Here is a 15156-nt window from a genome sequence, read left to right on the forward strand (position 1 = left end):
ACTCCTGCTTCCTGAACACCTCGTCGACCCTGGCCTGGATGTCCGGCGTCGACGGATCGAACACCATCACGTTCGGACCGAGATCACCACCGCCCGGCAGTTGCGGGCCGCCGTCACCGCCGGTGGTGCCGAACACCTGGAACTCCCAGAGCGAGTAGCCGTACTGGGTGGCGCGGGCGGTGCCGGTCAGCCGGACGTACCGGGCGGTGCCCGAGACGTTCAGCGACTCGTCGCCGCCGGGGCCCGTGGTGGTCGAGTAGGCGGTGCTCCAGGTGTTGTCGTCCGTGGAGAACTCGATCTTGTAGCTCTTGGCATAGGCGGCCTCCCACTTCAGCGCGATCCGGCTGACCGAGGCGGAGGTGCCCAGGTCGACCTTGATCCACTGCGGGTCGGAGAACGCGCTCGACCAGCGGGTGCCGTTGTCGCCGTCGACGGCGGCGGTGGCGGGGGTGCCGCCGCCCTCCTGGCTGGACGTGGTCACCGTCTTGCCCTGCGAGAGCAGGGAAGGGGCCGCGCCGGCCGGGGCCGCGGGCACGAAGGCGAGGAGTGAGACGACGAGACCGGCGACGGCGGCCAGCACGCCGGTGCGTCTTCTTCCGGACGAAGGTGCGGGTCTGCGGAGCGAGGGGGGTCCATACATGGGGGCTTGTCTCCTGAGTCGCGGAACGGGTGCACGACACGAAGCTGGAGAGCGCTCTCTCCGGCCGATGGGGATACTTCACCCTGGCTCCCGACGCGTCAATAGGTGTGCAGCACCTGCTTGTTGGGGTGGCCTTGAGAACAACAGTTGACGACGGAAAGCTCACGAGTGTCCGTGTTGCGACCATCTTGACCGCGTCCACGCCCAGGAACTGACGCGGCATCGGTTCAGGTGGTGACGGAGTGCATACGGGGACCGAGTGAGGCGGCGCGGGTCGTTGCCACCGCAATCACCGGGTGTGTGCGGAGAGCGGGAAGACCTGGGCGCCGCGAACAGCCGCGCCTGTTACCGGACATGTTGTTCCCACCCCGGGGACGCCGGGCCCTGCCTCTCGCTATCCTCCGGGGCATGAGCCGTGAGCGTGGCGTGAGAAGCACCGCTGACCAGGCACGACGAGGCCCGGGATGACCGAGGCGACGGGCCCTGTGCCGACGGCCGCCCACAGCGTGCGGGCCTGGCGGGCCTTCGGTGTCCGGCTGCGTCACTGGCGCAGGCGGGCGGGGCTCACACAGGCCCAGGTGGGAGCCCGGATCGGCTACGACCACACCGCCATCAGCAAACTCGAACACGGCAGCCGCAGGACCCCGCTGCCGCTGGCCCGTCGCCTGGACCACCTGCTGGCGGCCGACGGAGACCTCGTGGCCGCCTGCGAGGAGGCCGAGGCGGGCGAGCGGGCGGAGCCGGCGCCGCCCGCTCCCGCTCCGCTGCCGGACCCGGTCCACCAAGGCCCGCTGCCCGGCGAGCCGGACGGCGGAGTGCTCACGGCGATGCTCCCGCCCGGCGCCGTACCGCCCCGGCGGCTGCCCGCGTACGGCCTGGTCTGCCCGCTGCACGGCAGGGACGGCTGTGCGGTCCCGGCGCTCGCCGACATGGTCGCCCTGCACGCGCGGTTCTGCTCGCTGGGCCCGGCCACCTCGTCCCGTCCGGCCCTGGACACCGACACCGTGCATGCCCTGACCGCGCTGCTCGCCGTCTGCCTGCGTGCCGACGAGGAGCGCGCCTGGCCCGACGCGGCCGCTGTCGTCGAGCGCACGCTGCACGCGATGCTCCGCTGGATGGCGCTTCCGGCCGCCCCCTATCAGCGTCAACTCGCGCCGCTGGCCGCCGAGTACGCGCAGTCGGCCGGTTGTCTGCGGTTGCTGTGGGGCCGCAACGGGACGGCGATGGCCTGGCTCGACCGGTCCCTGGCGTGGGCGGCCATGGCCGGCCACGTCGGTGCGCGCGTCGCGGCGCTGAGCGATATGAGCACCCTGGCCCGGCTGGAGGGCGACGGCCCCTCCGCACTCGCGTACGGCGAAGCCGTCCGCCGGGCCGCCGCGGGCCGGCACTGGGCGGGCGCCCTGAGCGATCTGTGCCAGGCGCGCGGCCACGCGGTGCGCGGCGACGCCGACCGCACCCTGCACCACATCGACCGGGCCTGGTCGCAGATGGACCGGGCCGGCGAGCGGGACGAGGCGGAGGCGCCCTGGCTCTCCGTCGCCTCCGTGCGCCTGCGGGTGGAGTCCGGTGCTGCCGGCGCTCTGCGCGATCTCGCCGCCGCGACGGGGGAGCGCCGCTTCGCGCTCCGCGCCCTCGACGCGGCCGGTACCGCGATCAGGCTGCTGCCTCCCGGTATGCGCTCGACCCGCATGCTGTTCCTGGCCCGGACGGCGGACGCCTACGTCTGCGCGGGCGAACCGGACGCCGCGCCGGAGGTGGCAGGACCGGTCCTGGACAGCGCCGAGGTGCACCCCTCGACGCTGCTCGGCCAGGAGCTGCGCGGACTGTACGGGCGGCTGGCCGGCAGCACCGGCGGCGATGAGGGGACCGACGAATTCGTCCGCAGACTGGCCGCCGCCGTCCGCTGAGGACGGACCGGAGGAACGCCGGGGGCGGACCGGAGGAACGCCGGGGGCGGGGCGTGGTGGACACGCCCCGCCCCTTCATCTCACCCGTCCGGCCGGGTCAGCTCACGTCGAGGGCCACATCGTCCACGACGAAGCTGGTCTGCAGGTAGGCGTCCTCCTGGCTGGTGAAGCCCAGTGTCACCGTCTGCCCGGCGGCCGACGCGACGTCGAAGGTCTTCAGCACATAGTTGTTGGTCGCGTCGAGATTCGAGTATGTGGCCAGCGTCCGCGACCCCAGCTTCACGGTGAACGTGTCGTACGCGTTCCCGTCGGGCGTCTCGGCGGTGTCGGTCCGCAGGTGGAACGACAGCCGGTACGTCGAGCAGCCGGCCGGCACGGCCAGCGACTGGGTGGCGGTGTCGCTGTGGGTGCTGCCCCAGCCGCCGAACCACGCCTGGTACGAGCCGCTGTGGGCGGGCTTCTCGGAGGTCCGGTCGTTGATCACGCCGTCGGTCTGCGTCCACGGCGCGGTGCCGTTCTCGAACCCGCCGTTGGCCACGACCTGTCGGGGCCGGCAGTTCCCGCCGCCCCCGACCACCAGCGAGTACGTGGTGGTGTGGGTGGCCGTGCCCGTACCGGTCACGGTGAGCGTGTACGTACCCGGCGCCGCCTGGGCACCGGCAAAGACCGTCATCGTGGCCGACGAGCCCGACTGCACGGACGTGGGCGAGAAGGAGACGGTGACGCCGCTCGGCGCACCGGAGGCCGTCAGCCGTACGCTCTGCGCGGAGCCGCTGGTGGTGGCCGTGGACACGGTCGCGGTGACCGAAGAGCCCGGCTGGACGCTGCCCGAGACCGGGTTCACCGAGACGGAGAAGTCGTCGGTGGGCGCGGTGGAGCCGACCGCGGTCTTCCACAGCGTGTAGGCGACCCCGTCGGCGCTGCGGTCGAGCGCGGTGGCGTTGATGTTGGCGGTGGTGTCGCACGACTGGTGGTAGCAGGGGTCGTACGAACGGCCCGCCGTACCGCCCCACTTGGCCGCCTGGGCCGAGGTCTTGGTGTCACTGGCACCGGTGGCGTAGCCGGAGGTCGCGATCCCGCCCTGCTGGAAGGAGTGGTCGTCGGAGCGCCCCTGGCCCTCGACGTTCTCCTCCGGGGCGAGCCCGAGGGAGGTCCAGTACTCCTTCATCGGGGCCGACGCGGCGGAGTTGATGTTGTTGATGAAGTAGCCGCCGTTGACCGAGGCGACCATGTCGAAGTTGTAGTAGGCGGTGATGGCACCGCGTTGGGCCGCGGTGAGCTGGCTGACGTAGTACTCGGAGCCCTGGAGGCCCTGCTCCTCGCCGTTCCACCAGGCGAACCGGACGTGCTTGGTCATGGTGGGGTTCTGCTGGGCCAGGGCGAGCGCGTTCTCCAGCAGGGTCGCCGAGCCGGACCCGTTGTCGTTGATGCCGGGCCCGGCCGAGACGCCGTCCAGGTGGGCGCCGAACATCACGGTGCGGTCGGCGGGCCCGCCCGGCCAGTCCGCGACGAGGTTCTTGCCGGTGTAGGTGCAGGTGGCGCAGGTCTGTTCGGTGACGGTGTAGCCGGCCGCCTGGAGCTTGCCCTTCACATAGGCGAGCGAGGCGGTGTACCCGCTGCTGCCGGCCCGCCGGTTGCCGCCGTTCTGCGAGGCGATGGTGTTGAACTGCGTCAGGTGGGCCTGCACGTCGGCGACCCCGATGTCGGGCGGAGTGCCGCCGGGTGTGCCGCCGCCGTCGTTGACGGTCAGCGTGTACTGGACGGTGTGCTCCTGCGTGCCCGCGCCCTTCACGGTGAAGGTGTACGAGCCGGGAGCCGCGGCCGACGTCGTCGACACGGTCATGGCGGACGTGGAGCCGGACTGCACCGAGGACGGGCTGAAGGAGACGCTGACGCCGCTCGGCAGGCCGCCGGCGGACAGGTTCACCGTCTGCGCGCTGCCGGAGGAGACCGTCGTACGCACGGTGGCCGTCACCGAGCTGCCGGGCTTCACCGAGTCGGACGCCGGGTCCAGGGACAGCGAGAAGTCGTTGTTGCCGCTCGGCGAGCAGACCGGGTCGCCGCTCTGCGCGGGGACGCTGACCGCGTCCCACGCCGCCTTCGTGCGATTGTGGAGCACACAGGTGGCGTCGAGGTTCTTGGCCGCGGTGAGGGTGGCCGTGCGGTAGCGCTTGTACGTCATGCCGCTGGTCTTCAGGAGCATGCCGCCGTAGAACACCTTGCCGGCACTCTGGATGCCCACACCGGTCACCGTGGAGTTGTTGCAGGTGGGGCTGGAGGGTTTGCCGCCGCCGGGGTTCGAGCCCTCGGCCAGCAGGTAGAACCAGTGGTTGAGGGGCCCGGCCGCAGCGTGCTCCTCGGTGTTGGGTATGGAGGAGCTGTAGCAGTTCGGGTCACCGATCCGGCCGGGCTCGTACATGATCCGGATCGGCCCGTTGCCGACGAGGTCGATCTTCTCGCCGACGGTGTAGTCCGGGTCGTCGTACGGGGCGGGCTCGTTGGTGTACGCCTCGGTCAGCGCACCCATGATGTCACCGGTCGCCTCGCCGAGCCCCGACTCGTTGTTGGCGCCACCCGGTGTGTACTGGTCGATGCCGTGGCCGAACTCGTGGGCCACGACGTCCATGGCGGCGATCCACTGGTTGGCCTGGTTGTGGCCGATCGAGACCGTGGAGCCGTCCCAGTAGGCGTTGACGTCGTTGAGCCCGACCTTGACCGGCCAGCTGCGGCCGTTGCCGTCGTGGCCGTTGCGCCCGAGCCAGTCGCGCAGCATGTCCCACTCGTGCTGGGCGGCCCACATCACGTCGACGCAGCCGGTCTCCTTGCTGGACGCGCTGCCGGTGCCCCAGGAGTCGGTGGACTTGGTGAAGACGCTGCCGGTGCTGTGGTCGGCGCAGCTCAGCCCGGGGCGGTTCGGGTCACGGAGTGAGTAACTGCCGCCCGATGAGGTGGTGTTGATGGACAGCGGCGAGGGGCCGTTCCACTGGCTGTTGCCGGTGCCGGCCCTGACGTCGTCGTAGCTGTCGATGACCGCGCCGGTGCCCGCGTCGACGAACACGTGCAGCCGGCTCGGCGCCTTCGCGGTCCGGCCGGTGAGCACGGTCTCCCAGGCGAGCCGCGAGCGCTTGTCGTCGGCCCGTACGACGAGGCGGTGGCTCTCGACCTTTTCGACCGACCGCAGTCGCTTGCGCGAGGTGGCCTCGGCGGCCTTCGCGGAAACGGTCGCGGTGGTGGGCACGTTGATGCGCCGCGGGACCGCCGACTGCGAACCGCGCACCCGCCCCTTGGAGTCGGTCACCACGACGGCGTCCCCGCCGACCACGGGCAGGCCGCGGTAGGTGCGCTCGTAGGCGACGGAGTAGAGGCCGTCGACCCAGGGGGTGACCATCCGGCGCTCGTAGCGCTCCTCCGGCCCCTTGGCCAGGGTGTCGAGCCCGCTGGCCGCCGCCTTGTCGGCGGCCGATACGGCGGTGGTGAGCGCCTTGGGCGCGGGGGGCGGTGAGGGTTCCGCGGATGCGGACGGGCCGCTCACGGCGACCAGCATTCCGGCGAGGACGGCCAGGGTCGTCCCGGCCGTCATCGGTCTGCGTTTCATCGAGGCTCCTCGGTTCGTGGGGACCTCGGTCGCGGGCGGCGCGCGGGGAGGCGTGCCCGCCCGTCCGGCAGGCGAGGCCGTCCGGCAGGCGAGGCCGTCCGGCGGGCGATGTCCGCGATCGAGCGACCGAACACTCACACGTGGTCATGACCTCGTCAATGAATTGCGGGCGCCCGCAGGGGGGTTGGCAAGTCTCGTCAAGTCGCCCCGGGGCATCGCGCGGCACGCGCCGGTCAATGGTACGCAGCCATGCGGAAGCAGGGAGATGGACAGGCGGGGAGGCGGAAGCTATCCTGCACTCTCACCAATGGGTGATTTTCACGCAAATGTCTAGTCAAGTATATCACTGAACAGGCTTGTGTGCAAGTGTTCCTGACTCCCCTTCATGCGGTCCCTCTTCTCCCGTCCGGAACACTCCTGGAAGGCACCGGCCTTGACCTCGCACTCCCTCACCGCAGCGGCCGCCGGCACCTGGCGGCTCGGTGATCTGACCGTCAACCGGATCGGCTTCGGCGCCATGCGGCTGACCCAGAACGGCCCGGCGCTCAGCAACGAGCGCACCCCGCACGACCGGGACCGGGCCGTCGCGGTGCTGCGCCGTGCCGTCGAGCTGGGCGTCAACCACATCGACACGGCGGCCTTCTGCTTCTCGCCTCTGCGCTCGGCCAACGAGCTGATCAACCGGGCGCTCGGCCCCTACCCGGACGACCTGGTCATCACCACCAAGGTCGGGCCGGGCCGCGGCCCCTCCGGTGACTGGATCGACTGGGCCCGCCCCGGGCAGCTGCGCGGCCAGGTCCAGGAGAACATCCGTCAGCTCGGCCGCGACCACCTCGACGTGGTCAACCTCCGGATGAACGGGCCCCGCCCCCTCGGCGAGCTCTTCGGCGCCCTGGCCGAACTGCGCGAGGAAGGGCTCATCCGCCACCTCGGCCTCTCCAACGTCCGGCCGGAGCAGATAGCCGAGGCCCGGGCCATCGCACCGGTCGTCTGTGTGCAGAATCCCTACGGCATCGGCGAGCGGCGCCCCCGCTCCGAGGAGGTCCTGCGCCTGTGCGGCGAACTGGGCATCGCCTTCGTCCCCTTCTACGCCGTAGCGGGCGCCGGCCGCGAGTCCGGGGCCGCCGCCGCCGAGCACGAGGCGCTGCTCGACGTCGCCCGCGCCCACGACGCCTCGCCCGCCCAGGTCCGGCTGGCGTGGACGCTCCAGCAGGGCCCGCACGTCCTGGCCATCCCGGGCACCGGCAACCCCGCCCACCTGGAGGCCAACGTGGCGGCGGGCTCCCTGCGGCTCACCGACGAGGAGATGCGGCGGCTCACCGCGCTGGAGCAGCCCGCCGGCTGACACCCTGACGCGCACCGTGGGCCCGGGGCGCACCCCGGGCCCACGTAGCATGATCCCCATGGAGCAGCGCGAACTGGGCAGGACCGGCCGGAACGTATCGGTCGTCGGGCAGGGCACCTGGCAACTCGGCGGGGACTGGGGCGAGGTCCGCGAGGCGGACGCCCTCGGGGTGCTCGACGCGGCCGTCGAATCGGGCGTCACCTTCCTCGACACGGCGGACGTCTACGGGGACGGCCGGAGCGAGCAGCTCATCGGCCGCTACCTCAAGGAACGGCCCGACGCCGGGGTCGTCGTCGCGACGAAGATGGGCCGCCGCGCCGACCAGGTGCCGGAGAACTACACCCTGGACAACTTCCGCGCCTGGAACGACCGTTCCCGCGCCAACCTCGGCGTCGACACCCTCGACCTCGTCCAGCTGCACTGTCCGCCCACCCCGCTCTACTCCTCCGACGAGGTGTACGACGCGCTGGACACGCTCGTCGCCGAGCAGCGGATCGCGGCCTACGCGGTCAGTGTCGAGACGTGCGCCGAGGCGCTGACGGCCATCGCCCGCCCGGGGGTCGCGAGCGTCCAGATCATCCTCAACCCCTTCCGGCTCAAGCCGCTGGACGAGGTCCTGCCGGCGGCGCGCGCGGCCGGGGTCGGCATCATCGCCAGGGTGCCGCTGGCCTCCGGGCTGCTGTCGGGCAAGTACACCGCGGACACCGTCTTCGCGCCCGGGGACCACCGCACGTACAACCGGCACGGCGAGGCGTTCGACCAGGGTGAGACCTTCTCCGGCGTCGACTACGGGACCGGTGTGGCCGCAGCGGCCGAGTTCGCCGCGCTCGCCCCCGAGGGCGCCACCCCGGCGCAGACGGCGCTGCGCTGGATCATCCAGCAGCCGGGCGTCACCAGCGTCATCCCCGGTGCGCGCTCGACGGAGCAGGCACGGGCCAACGCGGCCGCCGCCGCGCTCGACCCGCTGCCGCAGCGCACGCTGGACGCGGTGCGCGACCTCTACGACCGGCGGTTCCGCGCGACGGTCCACGACCGCTGGTAGCGGACGGGCCCCCAGGGGGCAGTGCTTACCGCCCGGCACCGGGCGACGCCGGTGCGTTCGTCGACGTGCCGTCGTCCGGGGTGGTGGCCGAGCCGGTGTCGGGGGAGAACAGGCTCATCCCCAGGAACACGGCCGCCAGGAAGGCGATCACGCCCGCGATGGCGCTGGCCACCCGGGGCCGGCGGCGTATCGCCTCACCGGCGGTACGCCGCCGGGGCTTCCCGGCCCGGGGCGCCGCGCGCCGTCCGTGCCCTGCGGGGGCCTGGGGCAGTCGGTACGTGGTCGGCGCGCCGGAGTCCGCCCCGGGACGGGGGGCGGGCGCGGCGGCGAAGGGCGCGGGCGGCGCCGGGTGGGCCGCGGGCTGGGGTGCCGGTGCCGGGCGGTGCAGCGGCAGCGGCTCCGCGTGGCCCCGCCAGGCGTCGCCGTGGAACCAGTCGGCGACCTGCTGGGCGGTGGGCCGGTCCTCCGGCTGCTTCGCCAGCAGGCCGAGGAGATAGGCGTCGAAGGCGGCGGAGACGTCCACACCGCGCTGACGCAGCGGCACCGGAGGCGTGTCCACGTGCTGGTAGAGGGTGGCGGTGGCGGTGTCCGAACGGAACGGCGGCTGTCCGAGCAGCAGTTGATAGATGACGCAGCCGAGCGAGTACATGTCGGACGCGGCGTCGGCCGTGCGGCCGAGCGCCCGCTCCGGGGCGAGGTAGAGGCTCGTACCGACGATGTGGCCCGTCGTCGTCAGCGCGGCGGACGGGTCGTCGACGAACTGCGCGATGCCGAAGTCCCCGATCTTGACGGTGCCTTCGCCGTCCAGCATGAGGTTTCCGGGTTTGATGTCGCGGTGGACGATGCCCTGCCGGTGCGCCGCGGCGAGCCCGGCGGCCGCCTGGCCGGCGATGTGCGCGGCCTGCTCGGGCCCCAGCCGCTCCTGAGCCAGCAGCAGGTCCGCCAGACTCCGGCCCTCGACGAGTTCCATCACGAGGAAGAGCCGGTCCTCCCAGGCCCCGAAGTCGAAGACGGCCACCAGGTGGGGGTGGCTCAGCCGGGCGGCGGTCTGGGCCTCCAGCCGGAACCGGGCGGTGGCCGACTCGTCGGCGTGTTCCCCCAGCAGCAGCTTCACGGCGACGGCGCGGCCGAGAACTTCGTCGGTGGCCCGCCAGACCTCACCCATCCCGCCCCGGCCGATGGCGGATATCAGCCGGTACCGACCAGCAACCAGCACCTTGTGCACACCAATCTCGAAAGCTCGGACCTCTCGCACGGCCCGGACCGAGGGCCGCTTCGACTGCCGCGGCGGCGGCCTCGCCGGGGCGAGGGCGGGGTGGGGGAGCGCGGCAAGATCAGGATATCCGGCGCGCGGGCCCCCTACGACCGGCGGTCGTCACCGGCTGCCCGCCGCCGACCGGCCCACCGACTCCACCAAGGGCAGCAGCCGGTGCGGCACCCGTTCCCGCAGCGCCACCTCGGTCCGGGTCCTGACCACGCCGGGCAGCCGGATGAGCCGCTGGATGACGTCCTCCAGGTGGCCGTTGTCCCGGGCGACCACCCGGGTCAGCAGGTCGCCGCCACCCGTGGTCGAGAAGGCCTCGATGATCTCCGGCACGGCGGCGAGCGCCTCACCCACCTCGTCGAGATGGCCCTGCGTGACCTCCAGGTGCACGAAGGCGAGGACGGGGTGGCCGAGCGCGGCGGGGGAGAGGAAGGGACCGCTCCCGGTGATCACGCCGTCCCGTTCCAGCCGGTCGATCCGCGCCTGGAGGGTGCCCCGGGCGATGGACAGGATGCGTGCGTACTCGCGCACGCTCGTCTGCGGCTGCTCGATGAGCAGCCGCAGGATACGGGTGTCGAGCGCGTCCACCGCCATGCTTCGCCGGCCTCTTTCGGTGCGTCCTTCGGGGGCCAGCGACTGTACCAACGGCCCCGTCCCGCACCGGGCCGCCCGTCGCCGTCGCGGCCGGACGTGCCCCGCGCGCGGGCGGGTGGCGCGGGGCACGGGCCGGACGGTCAGAACTGCACGTCGGAGCAGGCGTAGAAGGCGTTGCCGGTGTCGGCGATCGTCCACACGCCGAGTATCAGGTGCTTGCCGGACTTCTGCGGCAGGACGCCCGAGTGGCTCACGGTCGAGCCCGGCAGCCTGCCGCCGAAGGGCACGGTGAGGAAGGGCTGCGGCTCCAGGTCGGCCCGGGTGAGCGGTTTCGCGGGGTCGTATCCGTCCTTGGTGATGTAGTAGCGGAAGTCGGTCGTGGCGTGACGTGCCGTGACCCGCCAGCTGAACGTGTGGCTCCGGCCGGCGGTGACCTCGGTGGCGGGCCAGGCGCCGCCGCGCGGGTCGTCGAGTTCGGAGAAGCGGCCGATGCCGCCCGAGCAGATGTGGCCGTCGGCAGGGCCACGGGCCGGGAAGCCCTTGGAACCCTCGACGCTCGGCGGCTCCCACCGGATCTGCCCGCAGTGCTTGACGGTGCCGATGCCGCAGAGCTGCTGGCGGCTGATGGGGGAGTCGGTGTAGCCGTGGCTCTGGGCGGGGGCCGAGGTGGCCAGCAGGGCCGCACCTGCGATCCCGAGCCCGGCCAGTAACGAAGTGATCTTTCTGCGCATCCGTCGCTCCTGGAGATGTGGGGTGATGTCCGGAGAGTGCTGCGGTCTAGACCAAGAGTGAGCATAGTGATGGCTGTTTGACATGTCTAGACCAAAGGGAGGGGTCTCGGGCGTCGGCTCCCCCGGGGTGCTGGTCCGTTGGCTGCCGATTGGCAGGCCGCATGCGCTTTCAGATGGGCCAATGGTCCAGTGGATCGAGTTCAATTTGAGCCAACCTGCCTTCGGGTGCTCTGATGTACTCGTCGATGGCGCTGCGGACCCCCGCGGCGCCTTTTTCATGCCTGGACGGAGAACCTGTGGACCGGAGTGGGGGAGCAGTAGTGCTGAAGAGAGCGTTCGTGGCCCGGGACCCCGGGCGGCTTCGGCTGCGTTTCGCCTGCCGTGCGGTGCTCGGCATCGGGCTCGCCGTGGTGGTGTGCGGCCTCGTCGGCCACTCGCTCGTGGCGGCCATCACCGGCGGCCTGGCCGCGCTGCTCGCCCTGTTCACCGTGACCGACCCCACCGTCCGGGGGCAGGCGGTCACCACCGCGCTGCTGCCCGCCGTCGGCTTCCCGGTGTTCGCCCTCGCCGCCGTGCTCCACGACCACCCCGTAGCCCGTGACGCCGCGTTCCTCGCGGTCATGGGGGCAGGGGTTTACGCGAGGCGGTGGGGGCCGCGCGGGCACTCCCTCGGCGTCTTCGCGTTCATGGCCTTCTTCATCACGCAGTTCCTCCACACCCTGCCCCGGCAGCTCCCCGAGCTCTACTCCGCGGTCGCCCTCTCCCTGCTCACCGCGGCCGCCGTCCGCTTCGGCCTCTGGTGCTACGAACGCCGGCTGACCGTCCCCGCCGTCCCCGCCCCGCCCGCGGGCACCGGTCTGGCCAGGGTCACCACCCGCCAGGCCGTCCAGGCGGTCGCGGGCGGAGCCGTCGCGCTCCTGGCCGGGCAGCTGATGTCGGACCAGCGCTGGTACTGGGCCGTCGGCGCCACCTGGTGGGTCTTCGTGAACACCGCCTCGCGCGGCGAGACGCTGGTACGAGGCTTCCGCCGGGTCCTGGGCACCCTCATCGGCGTCCCCGTCGGCCTGGCCGTCGTGATCCCCGTGCACGGTGCGCCCGTGCCCACCGCCCTGATCGTCGCCGCCGGGGTGTTCGGCATCTTCTACACCGCCGCGGTCTCCTACACCTGGATGATGCTCTCCGTGACGGTCATGGCCGGCGCGCTCTACGGCTCCCTCGGCGTCCTCGACCCCGGCCTGCTCGCCCTGCGGCTCGGCGAGACGGCCGTCGGCGCGCTCGGCGCGATGCTCGCGGTGCTGTTCGTCCTGCCCGTCACCACGCACGCCACGACCGACGCCTGGATCCAGCGCGCCCTGCGCTGCGTGCACGCCTGCACCGAGGAGGCCGCCGCCCGGCTCTCCGGCTCCGCCACCGCCGACCCGGCCCCGCGCGTCGCCGAGCTGGAGGCGCTCCTCGGGCGCGTCCGGCTCTCGCTCGCGCCGCTGGTCCACCCGCTGAGCCCGCTGCGCGCCCGCCGGGCCAGGGCCGGACACGTGCTGGCCCTGCTCGACGAGTGCGCGCGCGAGGTGCGCGGCCTCGCCTCGGTGGCCGCCGACCCGGAGGCGTCCCACGACGCCCGGCTCGCCGCCGCCTGCTGGCGCGTCGAGAACGCCGTCGAAGCCCTCACGGCGCCCGGGCACCCCGCCCGTACAGCCCTCACCGCCGGCCTCCCGGCCCACCCCGCCGTGAGCGAACCCGCCCTCGCCCACCTCCACAGTCTGGAACGCGCGCTCGCGGAACTCGCCGCACCGCTGCACAGCCCGCCGCGCGCACCCCTGGTCACGGCCTGATCCTGCCCGCTCGGTCCAGACCGCACGGCCGCACTGCTACCGTCGCCGCTGAAGATCACGACGGCCACGTCCGCCGCGCACAGCCGGCGGAGAGGAGCAGCGGTGGACAGCAGCAACGGTGCGGGACGGGCATTCATCGGGTCGTTCACCTCGGCGGGCGGCCGGGGCGTCACCGTCGCCGCCGTGGACCGGGAGACCGGCGCACTCACGGTCCTGGGCGCCACCGACGCCGTACCCGAGCCCTCCTACCTGGCGCTCGGCGCCGGCGGCACGGTCCTCTACGCGGTCAGCGAGACCGAACCGGGAGCCGCGGCTGCCCTGGACGTCACCGCGGACGAACCCCGCCCGCTCGGTGAGGTCCGGGGGGTGGACGGCGACGGCCCCACCCACCTCGCCCTCGCGGCGGGCCACCTGGTCACCGCGAACTACGGCTCGGGCAGCGTCAGCGTGCTGCCCGTCGCCGCGGACGGCACGCTCGGTCCCGTCGCCGCCGTCCTCGCGCACGAGGGCGGCGGACCGGTCGCGGACCGCCAGGAGGGCCCGCACGCCCACCAGGTCCTCCCCGACCCCTCCGGCGAGTGGGTGCTCAGCGTCGACCTCGGCACCGACTCGGTACGGATCTGCGCCCTCGACCCGGTCACCGGGGAGCTGCGCCCGCACGGCGAGACGGCCCTGCGCCCCGGCACCGGGCCCCGCCACCTGGCCTTCCACCCCTCGGGCCGGCACGCCTACGTGCTGAACGAGCTGGAGCCCACCGTCACCGTGTGCCGGTGGGACGCCACCGCCGGCGTCCTGGAGCCGGTCGGCGAGACGCCCGTGCTCCCCGAGGACGTGACCGGCGCGAGCTACCCCTCCGAGGTCGTCGTCGCGCACGACGGGCGGTTCCTGTGGGCGGCCAACCGCGGCCACGACAGCATCTCCGTGCTCGCGCTCGACGCGACCGGCGAGCGCGCGTCCCTGGTCACGACCGTGGGCTGCGGCGGACACTGGCCGCGCGACCTCGCGCTCGACCCGTCCGGGCGCCGGCTGTACGCGGCCAACGAGCGCAGCGGGAACGTCGCCTGGTTCACCGTGGACCCGGGGACCGGCATCCCGCGCCACGACGGCTCCCTGGAGGCCCCGGCGGCCTCCTGCGTGATCTTCGGCTGATTCCCCGCCCATGCGTGAGGCCCCCGTACCCAAGGACTGCCGTCCGGTACGGGGGCCTCACGCATGCCGAAAGGTTCAGCGGGCCTGCGCCCCCTGCGCCACCGGGGGAGCGATGCCGAGGGCCGAGGTGTACATCGAGAGCACCAGCTTGCCGATCGCCGGGTACGCGCCCAGCGGCTCGGCGATCGCGCAGCCGGCCTCCTTCGCCGCGGCGTCCAGCAGGCCCTCCGCCAGCTCCGGACCCACCAGGTACGGCGCAACGGCCAGCTGCAGCGAGCCGGAGCCCTTCAGCTGATCGGCGACCGCGGCGACCGAACCCTCCACGTCGAGCGCGGCGGCCATCACCGGCACCGCGAGCCGGGCCGCCAGCAGCATGCCGGTGATCCCCGCCGCCTGCACGGCCTCCTCGCCGCCCACCGTGGCGAGCACGATCCCGTCGGCGGCCGTCGCCACCGTGAAGAGCCTCGCCCGGTCGGCGCGGGCGAGCCCGGCCTCCGACAGCCGGACGTGCAGGGCCTCGGCCAGCAGCGGGTGCGGGCCGAGCACGTCGGTCAGCTCCGCCGAGGCGTCGCTGTCGGTGATCGCCCGGCGTATCCGCTGCACCAGCGCACTGTCCGGACCCGCGAGCAGCGGGACCACGACGGCGGCCGGGCCCTGGGGCTCGGCGACCTCACGGCCCATGGCCAGCGCCTGCTCGTAGCGCGCGGTGCGCTCGGCGGCGGAATGCGCGATCACGGAAGCCAGCGACGGGTACTCGGCGTCGTCGCCGTCGACGTAACCGATCAGGGCGTTCAGGCCGGGCAGCTCGGAACGGGCGATGCTGATGACTTCTTCGGCCAGGCCGCGGCTCTGCGGAGAAGGGATACCGGGAACGGCGAGAACGAGCGCGGCAGCGCCCTCGGGTGCGACCACGGGCTCCGGGCGGCGGTGCCGTCCGGACTGGCGAGGTCGCGGCATTCGTACAGGCAGGCCGGAAGCGGGCCCAGTGGGGGTGCTCATGGCGCCGCATGCTACTGGTTTTGGACGGCCCCCTGCGCGGGGAGGGTCCGGTCGAGCGGCC

The 15156-nt window shown here is 72.9% G+C and carries 11 protein-coding genes; 5 read left to right on the top strand and 6 right to left on the bottom strand.

What is annotated here, in order from left to right; translation table 11 throughout:
• Nucleotides 1-640, bottom strand: a 640-nt coding sequence (locus tag ABZ564_RS25590; protein ID WP_360860873.1) for a discoidin domain-containing protein, incomplete at its 3' end; no start/stop codon positions are given.
• 464 nt (nt 641-1104) lie between these two features.
• Between ABZ564_RS25590 and ABZ564_RS25595 the strand changes: the two genes are divergently transcribed.
• Nucleotides 1105-2547, top strand: a complete 1443-nt coding sequence (locus ABZ564_RS25595; protein ID WP_360860875.1) for a helix-turn-helix transcriptional regulator — start codon at nt 1105-1107, stop codon at nt 2545-2547.
• Between the two features lie 97 nt (nt 2548-2644).
• Here the strand turns inward: ABZ564_RS25595 and ABZ564_RS25600 are convergent, their stop codons facing one another.
• Nucleotides 2645-6127 (bottom strand): M28 family peptidase, encoded by a 3483-nt coding sequence (locus tag ABZ564_RS25600; RefSeq protein WP_360860960.1) that lies wholly within the window; start codon nt 6125-6127, stop codon nt 2645-2647.
• Nucleotides 6128-6575: 448 nt separating this feature from the next.
• Between ABZ564_RS25600 and ABZ564_RS25605 the strand changes: the two genes are divergently transcribed.
• Both ABZ564_RS25605 and ABZ564_RS25610 read left to right on the top strand, forming a co-directional pair.
• The gene (locus ABZ564_RS25605; RefSeq protein WP_360860876.1) at nt 6576-7487 is read left to right on the top strand and encodes an aldo/keto reductase; all 912 of its coding nucleotides are present in this window, start codon (nt 6576-6578) and stop codon (nt 7485-7487) included.
• A 49-nt stretch (nt 7488-7536) separates the two neighbouring features.
• Complete coding sequence (locus tag ABZ564_RS25610) at nt 7537-8529, top strand: aldo/keto reductase (RefSeq protein WP_360860878.1); 993 nt, start codon at nt 7537-7539, stop codon at nt 8527-8529.
• A 25-nt stretch (nt 8530-8554) separates the two neighbouring features.
• On the opposite strand, the gene ABZ564_RS25615 is transcribed toward ABZ564_RS25610, so the two are convergent.
• The 3 genes from ABZ564_RS25615 to ABZ564_RS25625 form a co-directional block, all read right to left on the bottom strand.
• Complete coding sequence (locus ABZ564_RS25615; protein ID WP_360860880.1) at nt 8555-9745, bottom strand: serine/threonine-protein kinase; 1191 nt, start codon at nt 9743-9745, stop codon at nt 8555-8557.
• A 159-nt stretch (nt 9746-9904) separates the two neighbouring features.
• Nucleotides 9905-10387: an Lrp/AsnC family transcriptional regulator gene (locus tag ABZ564_RS25620; protein WP_360860882.1), complete on the bottom strand. Its 483-nt coding sequence runs from the start codon at nt 10385-10387 to the stop codon at nt 9905-9907.
• A gap of 140 nt (nt 10388-10527) precedes the next feature.
• Nucleotides 10528-11118, bottom strand: a complete 591-nt coding sequence (locus ABZ564_RS25625) for a lytic polysaccharide monooxygenase auxiliary activity family 9 protein (protein WP_360860884.1) — start codon at nt 11116-11118, stop codon at nt 10528-10530.
• Nucleotides 11119-11438: 320 nt separating this feature from the next.
• Between ABZ564_RS25625 and ABZ564_RS25630 the strand changes: the two genes are divergently transcribed.
• On the top strand, nt 11439-12947 hold the full coding sequence (locus tag ABZ564_RS25630; protein WP_360860886.1) for an FUSC family protein: 1509 nt from the start codon (nt 11439-11441) through the stop codon (nt 12945-12947).
• 102 nt (nt 12948-13049) lie between these two features.
• Nucleotides 13050-14096 (top strand): lactonase family protein, encoded by a 1047-nt coding sequence (locus tag ABZ564_RS25635; RefSeq protein WP_360860888.1) that lies wholly within the window; start codon nt 13050-13052, stop codon nt 14094-14096.
• A gap of 75 nt (nt 14097-14171) precedes the next feature.
• Here ABZ564_RS25635 and ABZ564_RS25640 read toward each other — a convergent pair whose 3' ends face one another.
• Nucleotides 14172-15095, bottom strand: coding sequence for a hypothetical protein (locus ABZ564_RS25640; RefSeq protein ID WP_360860890.1), 924 nt, complete (start codon nt 15093-15095; stop codon nt 14172-14174).
• Between the last annotated feature and the right edge of the window lie 61 nt (nt 15096-15156).

This window comes from Streptomyces sp. NPDC019224 (genome assembly GCF_040632605.1).
Taxonomy (GTDB): Bacteria; Actinomycetota; Actinomycetes; order Streptomycetales; family Streptomycetaceae; genus Streptomyces.